The following is a 17,907-nucleotide window of genomic DNA, read 5'->3' on the forward strand; positions in this document are numbered from 1 at the left end:
GTGACGTGGTAATTCCATGAAAATGAAAACTCTATTCAGTCTATTGTTTTTACTTATGTTTATCGTAAATATAGGTATCATTTTCGTCGTCGATCGAACGATAGATGTTTTCGAAGAAGAAGAACAAATTCTCCAAGAACAAGCCAATCTAATAAAAATGGGAAGCGAACTTAAACAAAGTTCTGATAATTTGACTAAATTCGCACGCGCATATGCCCTAACTGGAGACATCAAATGGAAAGCACTGTTTGAAAGGGTTTTGGATGTCAGAAACGGAAAGGCACCCATTCCAGAAGGTCACGACTTTGGCTATTGGGATGTGATCGCAACGGAACCTCATTTAAATTTCACCCTAACGCCCGGCTTCATGGGAGAAACTTTTTTACAGAGAATACACGACGCTGGAATGTCCGAAAATGAGGTCAATTCACTTGCTGAAGCATTATCTAAATCGGACAAACTTGTTGAGTTAGAAGAGAGGGCTTTTGAACAAGTCGAGCTTGCCACCTCTCAAAGCAAACAGAACGCACTCTCCCTTTTGTATGGGCAGGATTACTTTGATGAAAAATCAAGAATCATGTCTGCCATAGAGACGGCCTATTTATCCAGCATGGACAGGCTAATCAGCGACCAAACTTCTACAGAAAGGCTCGTAGATCGGAATTCTCAAGTACTGTTCGTAGGTATCCTTATCCTCGGTTTCTTTTTAGTTCTATCCTTTGCGTTACTTTGGTTGGTTTATATCGCGCCACTTGGTCGAATGCAAAACCAAGTCATCTCTAAAGTGAACGATCAAGACTACGACTTCAAACTCAGCGAACGAGTACAAGGAGAGCTAGGTGCATTTTCCAGTGCCATCAACTCATTACTCTTTAATTTACGAAATGAGCTGAGAATTGGACAAACCGTTCAAAACTATAATGATGTGATTCGTGGTAAGGAACAGCTTGACGACGTTGTATCCGCGACCAAACAATTTCTAAACACTCACTTCTCTTTTCCACTCATCACTTTTTATCAAAATAAAAACGGTGATTTAGTCTCCATAAATAGCTTTGGCAACATCTATGACCCGACCCCTGAAAACGATACGTTTCCCTATTACTGCTTAGAGACTGGCACGCATCTGGTGGTTGAAGCAACAGATGACGCCCCATTGAAACTGGGGATGGGTGAAATGACCATGGAGCTACTCGAACTTCATGCATTTCCAATACAAGCCAACAATAAGCCGCTTGGTGTCATTCAAATAGGCACCATTAAGAAGCTAAACAAAAATACGCTTCGGATCCTTAACGAACTGGTAGAGAACTTCAGTATTGCCTTTCAATTGGGTTTGAACATAGAAATGCAGCGAGAGACAGAGCAAGAGGTCACGAGACAACTGGAGCTCAATCAGCACATTATCGACTCCATTCCTAACCCCACTTACTATCGCAATAGATTAGGGGAATATTTAGGCGTTAACGAACAGTTTTGTGAGTTTATGGGGCTGAAGGTAGATCAAGTACTTGGAAGTCATATCGAGACGCTCTTTAACGAAGACACCGTACACGTACTTAAACGTTATGAGTTGGAACTTCTGCAAGGCACAAAACGTCTAGAGTTCGAAATGGTACTCACCAATGGTAATGAAGAAGAACGAGATCTGATCGTTTATGAAGCGCCATTTTATGACCAGAACAATGGCATTATGGGTATCGTCGGTACCTTTATGGACGTGACTGAGACAAAACAACTAGAACGAGAATTAATAGAATCAAAAGACTCTGCGGACAAGCTCAGTAAGATAAAAGGCGACTTCTTAGCGAATATGAGCCACGAGATCCGAACGCCAATGAATGCGATTATGGGGATGACCCACCTCGTCCTTTCGTCCAGTTTGGAAGAGCAGCAGCGTGTTTACGTGGAGAAAATCGATTATGCCAGCAAACAGCTTCTGGGTATCATCAACGACATTTTAGATTTTTCGAAAGTCGAAGCGGGCAAACTTCAAATTGAGAATACGGCGTTCAATCTCGATAAAGTTCTCGATAACTTAGCGAATGTATTGTCCGTGAAATCTGAAGACAAGGGTATAGAACTCATTTTTAACGTCTCGCCCAATATTCCGAATCATTTAACGGGCGATTCGTTAAGGCTGGGTCAAGTGCTTATCAATCTCGCGGGTAACGCTGTCAAGTTTACCGACAATGGCGAGGTGATCATCAGTGTTTCAGAGGAATCCCGGACGGGCAACCTTGTGGTTCTGCGATTCACCGTAGAAGACACTGGAATCGGGATGACGCCCGAGCAGATCAACAACCTTTTCCAAGCCTTTAATCAAGGTGATACGTCTACAACTCGTAAGTATGGTGGGACGGGGCTGGGGCTGTCGATATCCCAGCAATTAATTCAACTCATGGGCGGCGAGATTATGGTGAGTAGCCAATATGGCAAAGGCTCACATTTTTGGTTTGAATTGGAACTGGAAATCAGTGAAGAAACAGAATCAAAAGAACGCTATCTCATTACCCAGCATAAAAGTGCATTGGTCATCGATGATAATGATACTGCGAGGCTTATCGTTGCAAGCATGCTGAACGATATGATGTTTGATGTCGACGTCGCATCGAACGCAAAAGATGCTTACCAGATACTTGAACACCAGAAAAAGCAATATGATTTACTTTTAGTGGACTGGCAAATGCCGGAAATTGATGGAATACAAGCTATTGAGCACATAACCGAGCACCAACTTTGCCCCAATGCAAAAACAATTTTGATCACGGCCTACGGCAATCAACTCGATTTCAACAACCAATATGCTCACCTTATCGACGGGCTAGTCTTGAAACCAGTTAACCCCTCCAACTTGCTTGATACCATAGTAGATGCATTAGGAAGCTACATTGCTGAAGACGTCCAACAAGCGTCTACTGACTCCCCAGCTAAACACAATATTTCTGGAACCCGAATACTATTGGTGGAAGACAACATCACGAACCAAGAGATTGCCTCAACCATACTCGAAAATGAAGGGGCGACAGTCAGCATCGCGAACCATGGCTTAGACGCACTCGATTTATTAGACAAGAACACATTCGACGTTGTGCTAATGGACATGCAAATGCCCGTTATGGACGGATTAACTGCCACCAAAGAAATTCGGAAACGATACGATGAGTTCACTTTGCCAGTGCTTGCCATGACAGCAAATGCCATGCGTGAAGATGTGGAAGCTTGCCTTAATGTCGGAATGAATGCTCACATAGCCAAACCCATTCATGTTCCTGGGCTTTTGGCCAAAATTTCCGAGTTCGCACAAAACCTATCAAACAAGAAACCCGAGGCAAGCCAACCAAAGCCAGCCTTAAATGGTCATGCTAAAAAGCCGGAGAATAACGTGAACTCAGAACATACTTTCCCAGAGGTCGAAGGCATCGATCTTAAAACTGGTTTACATCGGTTATCAGGTAATGCTGAAATCTATTTCTCGACGTTAAAACGCTTCTTTAAGTCACAAGTAAACGATATGGAAGAGTTATTGGATATGGCTAACGAGCAAGAGTTAGAAAAAGCCAAAGACAAGCTGCATGCGATAAAAGGGGCATCGGCAAACCTTTCTGTCGATTTCCTTTATCAGCAATCCTCTAGAATGGAAAAAGAGATAAAGAACGGGCAGCCGATTTCTAAGGATGATGTGAAGAAAATGATGTCTTTTGTAGAAATGGTTAATTCTCAAATTCACGAAGCGGAAGAAAAACCACAAAATAAAATAGCGATCGATAGTAGTTTCCACAAGCTAATCGAACAACTCAACACAGCGTTACTTGAAGCGGATACCGAAGCTCTTACCATTATTGAGGAATTGCAAAAATACAACCTTGGTGATGCTTCACCCCTTAACGAAATGAGCGAATTACTGGATAACTTCCAGTTTGACCAAGCAGCGGATATGTTAGCAAGGCTTAAACAATCAATTTAACCTCAGCTTCACGGTCACAAGCTCAGGTTAACTAACTTTATTGAACTGTTCGACTTAGTACTTTCGGTGTGGTGCTTTTGGTTTAGTGAGTTGTTCGCTTTTTCGAAAGCTCGCTACTTTCTGAGTTGGATTTGGAGTCTTTAACTATGAATTCAAAGTTGGAAACATGCTTTCTAAGCACTGTGGACAACTTACTTAAGCTAACCGGCTTTGAAACAAACCCATCCATCCCGACTTCAAAACATCTCTTTTTCTCTTCCGCAAGTACGTTGGCAGTCAATGCGACAATAGGCACCCTTAAGTTAGATTCATTTTCCATTTTGCGAATAGAAAACGTAGCTTCAAACCCATCCATTACCGGCATCTGACAGTCCATTAAGACCAAATCATAATGCTCTACTGCGCACTTTGATACCGCTACTCGTCCATTCTCTGCCACGCTAACATCAACCCCTAAACGTTCCAGCATCTTTTTCATGACAACTTGATTGGAAACTTGGTCTTCCACCAGCAAAACTCTCAAAAGCGATTTCACTACGGGTTTTCTTACAAGCAAATGTGGAGGGGGTGCCAATGGTTCTTTCTCGAATGCAGACTTAACTTTACGTTCAAGATCATCAACATCATAAGGTCTTACTAGGCAGGTATCGACACCATGTTTGATGGCTTCTTTATGATCAAATTTGGATGAGGATATCATCATAATTGAGGGTGCTTTATCCCCAAGCCCTTCTTTTATTTGCTTAACAAAATCAAAACTGTCGAGATACGCTAAATCATGATCTATCACTAAAAGCTGATAGGCCAACCCTTTCTTAAGTGCAGTTTTCAACATCGTAGTAACGTAGCTAATATCTTGGCAGCATGTCGACTCCCAGCCCATTTTGTCCAATTGAATAGACGTAATTCTCATATTCAGGCAATAGTCGTCGAGTAGCAGCGCTCTTGGTTTATCAAGTTCGTCATCAATCATCACAGACTGCTCAGAGGAATACGAGAACCGTAACGTAAACGAAAAGTGAGTCCCAACCCCGGGCTCGCTATCCAGCCTTAAGTGCCCTCCCATAAGATGTATTAGGTTTCGGGTTATGCCTAAACGCACCCCTGTGGTATTTCGTTCACTGCTATCGCTGGAAATATTTTGCTCAAATATTTCGTCTTGCTGAGGCCGTTCAATTCCAACTCCGCTGTCCTTGACTTCAAAGAGTATCGTTTCGGAATTGTCATCGTAAGAGAGGTGTTGAACATCCAAAAGAACATAGCCACTATCCGTAAATTTAATGGCATTACTCAATAAATTTCGCAGTACCTGTCGAATACGGCTTTTATCACCAAGTAATCTTGGACTGATACTGGAATCTAACGTGCATTGGAATAGAAGATCTTTTTCCGTTGCTTTGGCACGAAACATCGCATCAATGTCGTCCACCAATTCATTGATGCTAAAATCCTTTTTAACAATATCCAACCGACCAGTTTCCAATTGGGACATATCATGAATATCGCTTACCAAATCCTGTAAATTGGCGGTAGCGCTTTGGATAAGAGCAGAAAACTCCTTCAGTTCTTCTTTACTGGGTTCATCTTTCAATAGTGAAACCATTCCAACGTAGCTATTTAACGAATTCCTGATTTCATGGCTCATCGTCGACATTAAGTCACTTTTCCGTGCCTTCGCAATTTCAGCTTGCTGACATACATTAGATAGTTGAAGAAAGGTTTCTCGAATTCGTACCACTGCATTATTGTATCGCTCGTTAAACTGCGACAGTTCATCTTGGAACCAGTGTGATTGAAAGTGAATTTTGTTTGGAAGGTTGTTCTCGTCGATTTCCCCAACTCGGTGAGACATTTCGCGAATTGGCTTGATGATTGAATTTAATAGAGTGATGTAACCAATCAATACCACCAATAGCGCCAGTAAGCTTTGTGTCGCAAACTCCTTATACGAAAACCTGTCTTGCCATTCGATTTGATTTGGCGAAACTAAGGCTAGACTTAACGTTTTATCAGAGTACCCTTCTTCGAGCTCCCAATGAGATACCACTGAATTTTGCGAAGAGAATTGACCAAGCTGAATATCGTTTGACCCTGACATCGCTATTTTTACGCCGTCGACCTCTGCAAAGCGATATAGCTCTTTAACCACAGCCTCAAGCTGAGGCTGATCTTTCACCTTTATATAACGCTGAATCTTGGGAACAAAATACGTATCAACAGAAGCTACAATCGCTTCCGTCCTTTCAGAATTTTTCTGTTGCTCCCAATAGGCATTTGACAGCGTCGACAAAACAGCAAACAGGCTGCCTAACAAGCACAACAAGACCAATATCTGACGGGACAGACTTAACCTAGCTTTCCAACTTAATACGCTACTTAAGATAGTCATAAGAATAACCTTGTAACGTCTATTTTTATTCTTTAAGCATAGCTGGAAAAATCCAACTTCATAGAAACTCAGTTGCTTATTGGTGCTTTTTAAATTAGCTCAAAAGATTTTCATTTCTAATCAATAATTTGCCGAGCCTAATAAATCATATTGCCTACGAATATTTTCTAGAAATCTTCCTTACGTCACAATTATGAATACTAAGTTAAAGCTTATTTACAGAATATACACCTAGATAAAACACCAATCAGTAAATTTTAAAACATAAATAACTCAATTAACCTAGACAATAAAACTGCAATCTATAAGATCGCATCACCGAAACGAAGAGTTCGGATATTTATAGGACACAATCAGGGTGAATGAGTACTTCCACCCTAACTTAGGCTAAAACTTATTACATTACAGGAAAGATTATGAACAACTCTTCCGTGTTATCACGGTTAGCAAACGGAAATCTTGTCTTACAGATACTCTTAGGCATTTCTTTTGGTGTTGCACTCGCCTTAACCTCACCAGAGACCGCAATAAAAGCGAGTATGCTAGGTGATCTTTTTGTTGGTGCACTAAAAGCGGTTGCCCCCATTTTAGTATTCATTCTTGTCGCCGCCTCCATCGCCAACCAAAAGAAAAATCAGCACACAAATATGAAGCCCGTTATTGTGCTCTACCTTTTGGGTACATTCTTTGCGGCTTTAACCGCCGTGGTGATGAGCTTTGTTTTTCCTACGACGCTAACACTAGTCGCAGGGGCAGAAGGAGCCACACCTCCTCAGGGCATAGCGGAAGTCTTGCACACTCTTTTGTTTAAGTTGGTAGACAATCCAGTCAGCGCACTGATGAATGCGAACTACATTGGCATTTTGGCGTGGGCAATTGCTTTGGGGCTAGCATTGCACCATGCGTCAGATACAACTAAGGCTGTTTTTGAAGATTTAAGTCATGGTGTTTCGCAGATCGTTCGCTTTATTATCAGGCTTGCTCCGTTTGGTATTTTCGGACTCGTGGCATCAACGTTTGCAACCACTGGCTTCTACGCTCTTTTCGGCTATGCACAGTTACTGGCAGTATTGTTGGGATCAATGTTCATTATGGCGCTGATCATTAACCCAGTCATTGTTTACGCCAAAACGAAACAAAACCCCTATCCTCTCGTTCTAACCTGCTTGCGAGAAAGTGGTGTAACGGCTTTCTTTACACGTTCAAGTGCAGCTAATATTCCGGTCAATATGAATTTGTGCTCCAAGCTTAAACTGCATGAAGATACGTATTCTGTCTCTATCCCTTTAGGGGCGACCATTAACATGGGTGGCGCAGCCATTACTATCACAGTTCTTACACTGGCTGCAGTACATACCATGGGTATTCAGATTGATGTAATGACAGCCTTGCTGCTATCAATTGTCGCCGCCGTATCAGCGTGTGGGGCATCTGGTGTGGCGGGCGGATCTTTACTACTGATTCCGTTGGCTTGTGGGTTATTTGGGATTCCAAATGACGTCGCGATGCAAGTCGTTGCCGTTGGTTTCATCATCGGTGTGATTCAAGACTCCGCTGAAACGGCTTTGAACAGTTCAACTGATGTGGTGTTCACGGCCGCTGTCTGTAAATCTTTGGATAAAGATTCGTGATAAAAAATGCCCCGCTTCAACGCGGGGCATTTTCAAAGGGACTTTTCAAAGAGACTATTACCAAGCTAAGTAAGTTTGCGCTAACTCATTGCTTGGGTGAAATCAGAAGATTTGCTGGGTTGTTCCGTCTTTTCTTGCTCTAGCGTTCTTACCACAAACTCGTCACCATGAATCTCTGGGAAATATTCATCGCGCTTGTACATTTTATTTAATGCCTTGATGATCGAGTGCCTTTTGATTTTCCCTTCTTCTAGTCTTGCTAAAATCGGTTTAGTTAGCCCTTGAAGACCGACAATGGCATCGATACCAATCACATTACCAATTTCATCACGACGTTTCTTGGCTTTCGAAAAGCCTGAGTGGGCGGAAAGAAAAAACCAAATGTAAGCAAGAGCATTACCTTGAGCATCGGTATCAGCCCAAAGCTCGCCGGCATAAAATTGCGCTCTCCCACTGCCCGTTTCGGCTGCTCGCTCAAGCCAATAAGTAGCACGAGTATGATTTTGTTCAACGCCTTGTCCTTCAGCATAATGCCGCCCCAAACGAATCATTCCTTCGATTGAACCATTATTTGCTGCTTTGTAACTCCATTCAGCCGCTAAGGCAGAGTTAGGGGTAGGGTTAGATTCCGCAACGTACCAATCACTCATGTACAACTGAGCATCAATATTCCCTTCTTCGGCAACCTCTTGGATTAAATCAATGCCTTTCTGTAAATCTTGATCAATACCATGACCTTTTAACAAACATAAACCCACTTCAAACTGAGCTTGTTTGTCGCCACCTCTTGCCTCTATCACTTTACCCCAATACTTTCCTTTAAGGTTCATGATGTGATTATCACTAAAGCGATTACACAAACGAACAACGCTGTACATGGCAATTTCATTGTCCGCATTTGCAGCCCGTTCATACCAATGTAAAGCCTCTCTCGGATTCCCTATTTCTGCTTCTTTCGCCAAGAATAGCTGAGTTGGAATGTGACCCGTTTCTGCTTTGTAAACACGCTCTTGGTGATCTTTTGCTTTAGAGGCTTCCATTGCCTTTTTATATGCGGCTTCGCGAGCAACTTTATCTCGTTCTTCAGCGCGCTTTTTGCTGCTGATTGTCATCATACCGACCCCGACTAATATGAGACAGATAACGGAAGCGCCAATGGCAATGGTCATTACATTCATAGGAAACTGCTGGTGGTGAATACAAGCTGTATTGTACCGTTTTTGAGGGGGCATTTTTAGGGGGAATTGTGTTAAAAGGTGTCGTAACAGCCAATTTAACTATGTAGCTCAAAAAAATCAGCCAGTTACTTAACCTATCAAATATCCAACATCAAACAATCGAACGCTGTTTTAACATTTTGCGTAAAAATATTACGTCGATTTACACTCAAACTGACCCATACCAAACGAGAGCATCTTCAAGATTACACCTCACATATGATGTGAAATGGAAATATTCCTTCTCTAAAAAAGAATGCTCAGTAAGGTTGACGTACGGTCATTAAAAATCATACTTAAACCATTACTCAAATTCATGCATATAAACATTTACGTCAAGTCCTGTCCATTCGACATGTCGAAATGCAACATGCTGAAGTCTGAATGACCAAAACCTGAATAAGCAGTACATGAATAAACTTAAGCATATCGTAGCTGTTGTACTGCTCAGATAATTGAACTTGAAGAATAAAAATACAGTTAGCCATGGATAAAAAACGAGCACGCCCATTTCCACTCGGAGCGACACCAGACTCGACAGGTTGCAATTTTGCCGTTCACGCCCCCAGTGAAACGGATATTCGTCTTGCCTTGTTCGATAAAAACAATGAATTTGTCAGCTATACCCTCCAAAGCTTTGGGCATGGTGTTAAAGCCGTTTACCTAGAGGGTATTGAGCCAGGACAAAACTATGGTTTTATCGTGCCATTTGAAGATTCCGAAATATTAATCTCTGATCCTTATGCCAAAGCACTCAGTAAGCCTCTTCACTACGTGCCACCGTATACGCCTGAAAAAAGCTGGGTGTTAGCCAAAAGTGTTGTTACGTCGTCGGAATTTGACTGGCAAGGTATTGAACCGCCAAGACGTGCTCTTGAAGATACGATTTTGTTCGAAACGCATGTCAAAGGCTTAACTAAACTACACCCCGAAATCCCTAGGGCGCAAAGAGGAACTTATCGCGCGTTAGCAAGTAAAGAAATGCTCGCGTTTTACGAAAAACAGGGCATTAATACCATTCAGCTACTTCCTATCGCTGCCTGTATGCACGAGCCACATTTGCTTGAAAAAGGAATGGCAAACTATTGGGGTTATAACCCATTCGTCTTTATGGCTCCAGATCCAAGATACGCAGAGGCAGACGCAGTTAAGGAACTGAAAACAGCCATTAGAGAACTTCATCGCAACGGCATAGAAGTCATTTTGGATGTGGTATACAACCATACTGCCGAAGGTGGTGCTGACGGTCCTGAGTTTAATCTTAAAAAGCTCGATCCTTTACACTACCTCGTTCACGACGACCACTTCTCAAACTATACAGGGTGTGGGAATACCTTAGACCTAACACATCAACCCACCCTCAACTTAGTCATGGACACACTAAGATATTGGGTACAGGAATACCATATTGACGGCTTCCGGTTCGATCTGGCCGCCACACTCGGGAGAAACCGTGAACACTTCAACCATAAAGCGTCCTTTTTTCAAGCCGTAAGACAAGACCCTTCTCTTCGTGAAACCAAGATAATTGCTGAACCTTGGGATATTGGTCCAAATGGGTATCAAGTTGGTGGCTTTCCTGATGGTTGGAATGAATGCAACGACAAGTTCCGTGACATTAGCCGTAGTTTCTGGCGGGGCGACCAAGGCTATCTTAAAGAGTTTGCCACTCGGCTAATGGGCTCCAGAGACATATATTCTGCAAGCCGCTGGCCTGAGAAGCTTACGATCAATTACGTCACCTACCATGACGGCTTCACGCTACAAGATTTGGTGTCTTATAAGCACAAAAATAATCTTAAAAATGGCGAATGTAATCGTGACGGGCATGGAGACAATCGAAGCTCAAACTACGGTGTGGAAGGCGACACAAATAACATGCTCATTAAAGCTATGAGAGAAAAACAAAAGCGGAATTTCATGGCTAGCTTACTGTTTAGTTTTGGTGTCCCTCATATTCTAACGGCTGATCTTCTGTCGCACACTCAAAATGGTAATAACAATGCCTACTGCCAGGATAATGAGCTTAGTTGGCTAAACTGGGAGCTGTCTGAGCGGCAGAAACACTTCAAAGATTGGCTGGCGTCGCTTGTCGCAGCAAGAAATAAATACATGCTCCCATTTGTACGAGCATTTAGTGGGGATTCTCGAAACGACAACCGAATTACTTGGCTCCGAACCGATAGCGAAGTCATGTCTCATGATGATTGGAACATTGTCAGCGCGATCGCACTTCACATGGGAATAGGTGAAGATGGTCGTGAGCTTTTGTACCTAATTAATCAATCAAGCGTCCCTGCAAGGTACAAATTGCCGGCATCTAAGGATCAGCACTGGCAAATCATATGTGATACCTCTTTGAACCATAAGCTTGATGAAGAGGTGCATGGTGAGCAGTTAGTCACGCCTATGACACTCATGATTCTACACAATTAACGCTATACCCAAGTCATTCTTGCGGAAAATATCACCGTATTTCCACTTGGGTACGCCCAATTCATTTATTTTATAAATTAGCTCACTTCATTTACAGAACAAATAACCGTTCTCGCCATATACATCCAGTCGATATGCATTGATACGCGCCTAATTTAGGTCTAAGATAACGAATACAAAAATGGGATCTACTTCCAAATTTTAATAAAAAACAACGTCTATGGCTTTACCAAAAATATTAATAAAATTCATTCGTCCATTTATTGTCTTACTGATAATTGGAATGTTATATATGGCATATCAAGAACTTAAGGAGACAGAAACCCAAGCATATCAACAATCACAGGCAAATATTCGAACTGCAAGTTCGCTAATACATGCTCATTTAGAATCAACGGTGAGCAAGTTCTACATATTAGAGCAGACATGGCTTGAAAAAGGCTTTGGATCTTATCAGGAAATGGTTCAACAGATCTTGCTAGAGACCCCTATCTACTCCGATATTATTCTTCATTCTGAATCAAAAGATAACTACCGTTCTTATCGTGGAACTTCTTTAACAAAAAGCTCAGTTAAAAACTTAAGTTGGAAAAGGCTGCATAGCTACGGTGACAAATTTTACGTTTCTTCTATCTATGAAAAAGAGCCTAGTCACTGGGTTTTTGCGGTCAAACACTCCAACCCTAAACTGCTTTTTAATATGTGGATTGAATTCGACCTCTTTTACACGACACAGCATTTTAAAGATCTCAAAACCTTAGAAAGCGGCTACGTCTTTGTTGTCGATGCCACCGAAAAGCGGTTGGTATTTCACCCAGATCCACAACGTGTTGGAACCCGCTCAATCAGCTACAGCGCGGGAATTGAAGAGCAAGTAGACAATGGCGTTCGGTTTGGAACCATTGAATACTATTATAAGGATGACAATAAAATTTCAGTATTTGATGCTGACAACGATTTAGGGTGGGTATTTGTTTCTGGTACCGGGCAAGCAGACATTCTCGCCAGTTCTTATCAAATTAGCCTTACAGCAATCATGTTTTGTTCTTTATTGTTTTTAACGGTGGCGGTGAACTACATTACATTGCAGTTAAACCAAGAGCTCGAAAAATTAAATAGAGCGCCGGATCTTTTGACGTTCAAAAACCAACTCAAAACCATATTTCGTCGGTTCTTTAGCCACAACGGACTTCAGCTTTGCCTATATGACCAGCAGCAACACACCTTTTCCACGATCGATTATCACGGGAATTTAAACGCGATATTGCAGAACAAGCATTTAGCGGACAGGTTAACCCACCAAAAAAACCTGAGCTACACATTAGGAAAGCATGGCGATGAACTGGCTCAAACGTTAAAAATACATTCGCGCCATTACACTATCCCACTCATAGTTCGAGAAAAATTACTCGGTGTTGTCTACCTTTCTTGCGCTATTCCTACTTATCGCACCCTAATACTTCTTGTTAGAGATTTCGCTCAAGTTTCTTTATCTAACTTATTTCTTAATCATCAGCTCAAAAACAAAGACGGCATGACTCAGCTAGACAATAAGCAGTACTTTTATTCTCGCCTGAACCAACCCGTCGAGCATTCCAATCGCTACCTAGCGTTTATCGACATTGATGACTTTAAGGCTATCAATGATAGGAATGGACATCTATGCGGCGATCAGATCATCACTGAAGTGGCAAAAACAATGAGCTCACTGTTCCCTGCTCCAACGGTTATCAGCGTTGCTCGATTCGGAGGTGAAGAGTTTTGTATATTGTTTGATGCAACTACCGCACAAGAGGCATTTGAACGAATAGAACACCTGAGAGATGAAATAGAAAATATTGATTTTATGTATGAAGATAAGGAATTGAACGTAACGGTCAGTATTGGGCTAACTAAAACAGAGCAAGATCAACACTCATCGTTAGAAAGAGCTGATCTTGCATTGTGCCGAGCAAAAAATGCTGGGAAAAACCAAGTAGTGATGAAAGCCGCTTAGCGTTAAAGCGTGGCAACTCGTGGAGAAAGGAAAATTTCTCCTAGCATACACCGCACACTACCACCACCAATTGTCTCGATGGTTCCCACATCAAATGGAAGCAGTTTGCCATGTTGAGCAAGCTGCTTTCTTTGAGTCTCGCTAAATGCATTGAATGCAGACTGTGACATGGCAATTATCTTATCACCATTAACCGACTGCAATTCCAAGATATTGCCGCAGAACTTGTTCATTTGTTCAATGCTTATACTGATTACTTGGCGGTCTTTTGCTAGCGATTTCAGTACGAAGCGTCTCTCGTACTCTGGAATAACCTCATCACAAATAACACAAAATGATTCACCCACCGCCATCATCACGTTGGTGTGATAAATTGGGTGACCTGTTTCAGGTAGTGCTGTTTGAAAACTGATCACTCGGTCGTAACCAATTTGCTTGGCGTAATCTTCGAGAACTTCTCGGTCACAACGCTGAGATAAAGCAGCATAAAGAGTTCGGTTAACATGATCTTTGACCATCACTCCCGTACTTTCCAAATACGCTTCTTTATTTGTATAACTTAAAAGGCTGTCGTTTGTAGAACGAACGTTTCTACCCGCTTTTTCAAGCGCCTGTACAAGTGCTTCTGTTCTAACTTCGTGTCTTCGGTTTTCACACGCCATAGGAAAAGTAAAAAATTCGCCATTTCGAGTCGTACTGAACCAGTTATTAGGAAAAACGGCATCAGGTGTTTCAATCATCGATTCAGGGTAATCAAATTCGACGACTTGAATACCATTCTGGCGTAATGTTTTTGCCATCAATTTGAATTCTGACATCGCTTTTTCACGAATAACTTCTGTTGATTCGTCTACTGCGTGTTGAAATTCATTATCCGCTGCTGTTTGCGCATTAAACGCAAATTCTTTCGGTGGGACCATAACAACACAGTTTGCATTCTGGACACCTTGCTCACTGTACAACAGAGAGTCGACATTTTGATTAGGAGAATTAAACATATTTTCCCTGACAACTTTGATTGGAACACCTTTGAATTGTAAACACAATGTTAACCGTTATTTCACTGTAATGACCTCATTTTGAGAAATTGGAAGCCAGCAATTAACTGCAATAATCCAGATATACCGCAAATATCACTGAACACTTATCGGGATCACATATTAAGCTAACAAGATTAACATCGTCGACATATTCATCCGATAATCTATAAATAGTCGAATAGTTTCACTTCATTTTAATACTTAGTTAAAACAAAACATTAAGCTGTTCACCTACAAAATACGATGTCCAAGTAACGATATTGATTAATAACAAATTAATTTCATCATCACTAAAATATCAATGCATTAAGTTGATTACATTTCACTAATGTTGGTGTAGAGTAAACGGCTCGGATATTCTCTTGTGTACAGAGAACATCTGTTTTTTCCTTAACTACTTCAAGCCTTTACCTTGAGAACTCTTTAGTAGTTAAGGTTCGAATAGAAGAGCTCCTCTCCTCTTTGAATCGATCACCTTAAAATTAAACAAATTAATCAGTTGCGCTAATAAGCCCACTGCCCAATGTTGGCAGCGGGACGTATTCTATTAGGAAGGATATATGTTCAAACTGTTCGAAAGCTTTACGAAGGCTTTTCCCAAGGATGAGCCCGAACAACCACCAAAAGGCATTTTCGCTTTTTGTCGTCATTATACGAGAGGGTACGAAATCCCACTGGTCATCATGGCCATTTTCGCCACCTTAGTTGCCGTTATTGAAGTCTCTCTATTCGGCTTTATGGGGCAACTTGTCGATCTACTCAGTCAAAGTAACCCAGAGACCTTTTGGCAGGAAAACAAAGACACCCTACTTTGGTTTGGCTTTTTGCTGCTCGTTGCTATGCCTATTCTTGTTTTGGTGTATTCATTACTTATTCACCAAACTATGTTGGGCAACTACCCAATGTCCATTCGTTGGCTAGCCCACCGATATCTGCTGAAACAAAGCCTCTCTTTCTATCAGGACGATTTTGCAGGTCGCGTAGCAACGAAGGTGATGCAAACATCGCTCGCCGTAAGAGAAACCGTAATGAAAACGTGCGATGTTTTTGTTTACGTTTTGGTTTACTTCACATCGATAGTGGTCATTCTTGCACAAGCTGACTGGCGGTTAATGATCCCAATGCTAGCTTGGTTAACGGCATACGTGAGTATTCAAGTTTACTTTGTCCCGCGCTTAAAGAAAGTCGCTGCAGAACAAGCTGATGCGCGTTCTACAATGACAGGTAGAATTGTTGACAGCTATACAAACATCGCCACGGTGAAGCTGTTTTCACACAGTAAGCGGGAAACCGAGTATGCCGAGGAAGGTATGAAAGGGTTCCTAGACACCGTGCACCGCCAAATGCGCTTGGTAACGGGCTTCGATGTGTGTGTTGAGATCTCTAACTACATCATGGTATTTGCTGTAGCCAGCATGTCTATATTCCTTTGGATGGATAATGCCATCAGTGTTGGTGCGATAGCCATTGCTATAGCACTGGCGTTGCGCATCAATGGCATGTCGATGTGGATCATGTGGGAAGTGACGGCGTTGTTTGAAAACATGGGTACGGTAGTCGATGGTGCTAATACGCTATCAAAACCAATAGCCATTGAAGATAAAAAAGACGCTAAAGATCTCAGTGTAGAACATGGTGGCATCAGCTTTGATAATGTCAGTTTCCACTACGGTGAAAACAAAGGTGTCATCGACAACCTTAACCTCGACATAAAACCTGGCGAGAAAGTCGGATTAGTCGGACGCTCTGGCGCAGGTAAATCCACATTGGTTAACCTCCTACTTCGCTTCCACGATGTTGAAGGTGGCAGTATCAAGATCGATGGCCAGAACATATCTGAGGTCACTCAAGATTCACTTCGAGCTAAAATTGGCATGGTCACGCAAGACACTTCGCTTCTACACCGCTCGATTCGGGACAACATTTTATATGGCAACCCCGACGCATCTGAAGAAGACATGATCAATGCAACGAGACAAGCTCAAGCTCATGAGTTCATCGATACGTTAACCGACCCATTTGGTAATGTTGGTTATGATGCTCAAGTCGGCGAAAGAGGTGTGAAACTGTCCGGCGGGCAAAGACAGCGCATTGCTATATCACGTGTACTACTAAAAGATGCGCCTCTGCTTATTATGGACGAAGCAACGTCGGCACTCGATTCTGAGGTTGAAGCGGCAATTCAGCATAGCTTGAATGAGCTTATGGAAGGGAAAACGGTTATTGCCATTGCACACCGTCTCTCAACCATTGCGGCCATGGATCGCTTAATTGTTTTGGACAAAGGTAATATCGTTGAACAAGGTACTCACCAAGAGCTTGTTCGGTCTGATGGTATTTATGCACAACTTTGGGCACACCAAACTGGTGGTTTCATTGCAGAAGATTGTGAATTAGAAGCCAGAGAAGAAACAAGCCAAGTGTAAGCTCACGCTAGTATCATCTATAAAGGCGGCAAAAATGCCGCCTTTCTTATTTCCCCTTCGCACTTACACTTACTTACTAATCTACCACTCAATAATGTGACATTCATCGTAAAATGTTCGCCTCTTAAACGATGCCTTCACAAAAAATATGACTAAGTTCTACCTTCCATTTTTGCTCCTTGCAATGCCGTTTCAAACGAATGCTTACGAAAAAATTAATGATCTGATGCTGAATGTTAAGATCGGAAAAGCGAACCTGTCCGCCGTGAACAGCGTTGAAAATTTGGAAGGAACAATACTCGGTCTTGGTATTACATTCCAAACCAATGAATATACGGGTAGTGCGCATACTCTCATTGGATTTGAAATGGGAATGGAACAATTTTCCGAAAGTGGAGAAGCCGTCGATTTTGCAGGAAGTAAGATGCAAAGTGATGTGGTGTTGAATACTTTTTCACTTTCTCCAGTATTCACTTATATCCCAATGCAAAACATACAGCTTTACGGTAAAGCCGGGCTTGGGTTTGCCTTTGGGACCATTCAAGGAAGTAACCCGCTTCATTCAGGGTCAATCGACATGTACAGCCATGGTGCATCTTTGGGGTTTGGAGTTGGAGTTAGATACCAAATCAAGAGAATCTTGCTGGGAATTGAGTACACCAAACAAGACTTTACATCCACGTTTTTCAGTGCGCAGACGCAATTTAATGGCAAAGGACGTATCAACAGCTTGATGCTTTCCGCTTCCTATCAATTCTGAAAACAAGCATTCTATTGATTAACTCAGCACAACTACATTCAATCT

General features: G+C 42.0%; 9 protein-coding genes. 6 read left to right on the forward strand and 3 right to left on the reverse strand.

Annotation, left to right across the window (positions count from 1 at the left end):
* Positions 1–16 precede the first annotated feature (16 nt).
* Entirely contained in the window at positions 17–3,967 is a 3,951-nt protein-coding gene (locus tag LDO37_RS26345; RefSeq protein ID WP_126610103.1) for a response regulator, read from the forward strand.
* Between the two features lie 82 nt (positions 3,968–4,049).
* Here the strand turns inward: LDO37_RS26345 and LDO37_RS26350 are convergent, their stop codons facing one another.
* Positions 4,050–6,356, reverse strand: a complete 2,307-nt coding sequence (locus LDO37_RS26350) for a response regulator (RefSeq protein WP_126610102.1) — start codon at positions 6,354–6,356, stop codon at positions 4,050–4,052.
* Positions 6,357–6,772: 416 nt separating this feature from the next.
* Here LDO37_RS26350 and sstT point away from each other — a divergent pair, with 416 nt between their 5' ends.
* Entirely contained in the window at positions 6,773–7,987 is a 1,215-nt protein-coding gene (gene sstT / locus LDO37_RS26355; RefSeq protein ID WP_126610242.1) for a serine/threonine transporter SstT, read from the forward strand.
* An 80-nt stretch (positions 7,988–8,067) separates the two neighbouring features.
* On the opposite strand, the gene LDO37_RS26360 is transcribed toward sstT, so the two are convergent.
* Positions 8,068–9,165, reverse strand: a complete 1,098-nt coding sequence (locus LDO37_RS26360; protein ID WP_126610241.1) for a tetratricopeptide repeat protein — start codon at positions 9,163–9,165, stop codon at positions 8,068–8,070.
* Between the two features lie 525 nt (positions 9,166–9,690).
* Between LDO37_RS26360 and glgX the strand changes: the two genes are divergently transcribed.
* Together glgX and LDO37_RS26370 are read left to right on the forward strand one after the other, a co-directional pair.
* Complete coding sequence (gene glgX, locus LDO37_RS26365) at positions 9,691–11,640, forward strand: glycogen debranching protein GlgX (RefSeq protein ID WP_126610240.1); 1,950 nt, start codon at positions 9,691–9,693, stop codon at positions 11,638–11,640.
* 292 nt (positions 11,641–11,932) lie between these two features.
* The gene (locus tag LDO37_RS26370) at positions 11,933–13,636 is read left to right on the forward strand and encodes a sensor domain-containing diguanylate cyclase (RefSeq protein WP_224055623.1); all 1,704 of its coding nucleotides are present in this window, start codon (positions 11,933–11,935) and stop codon (positions 13,634–13,636) included.
* A 2-nt stretch (positions 13,637–13,638) separates the two neighbouring features.
* Here the strand turns inward: LDO37_RS26370 and LDO37_RS26375 are convergent, their stop codons facing one another.
* Positions 13,639–14,634, reverse strand: coding sequence for an arginine deiminase-related protein (locus LDO37_RS26375; protein WP_126610238.1), 996 nt, complete (start codon positions 14,632–14,634; stop codon positions 13,639–13,641).
* Between the two features lie 602 nt (positions 14,635–15,236).
* On the opposite strand from LDO37_RS26375, the gene LDO37_RS26380 reads away from it, so the two are divergent.
* Together LDO37_RS26380 and LDO37_RS26385 are read left to right on the forward strand one after the other, a co-directional pair.
* The gene (locus LDO37_RS26380; protein WP_126606481.1) at positions 15,237–17,102 is read left to right on the forward strand and encodes an ABC transporter ATP-binding protein; all 1,866 of its coding nucleotides are present in this window, start codon (positions 15,237–15,239) and stop codon (positions 17,100–17,102) included.
* A gap of 148 nt (positions 17,103–17,250) precedes the next feature.
* Positions 17,251–17,862: an outer membrane protein gene (locus LDO37_RS26385; protein WP_126606480.1), complete on the forward strand. Its 612-nt coding sequence runs from the start codon at positions 17,251–17,253 to the stop codon at positions 17,860–17,862.
* Positions 17,863–17,907 lie beyond the last annotated feature (45 nt).

Source organism: Vibrio penaeicida (genome assembly GCF_019977755.1).
Classification (GTDB): domain Bacteria; phylum Pseudomonadota; class Gammaproteobacteria; order Enterobacterales; family Vibrionaceae; genus Vibrio; species Vibrio penaeicida.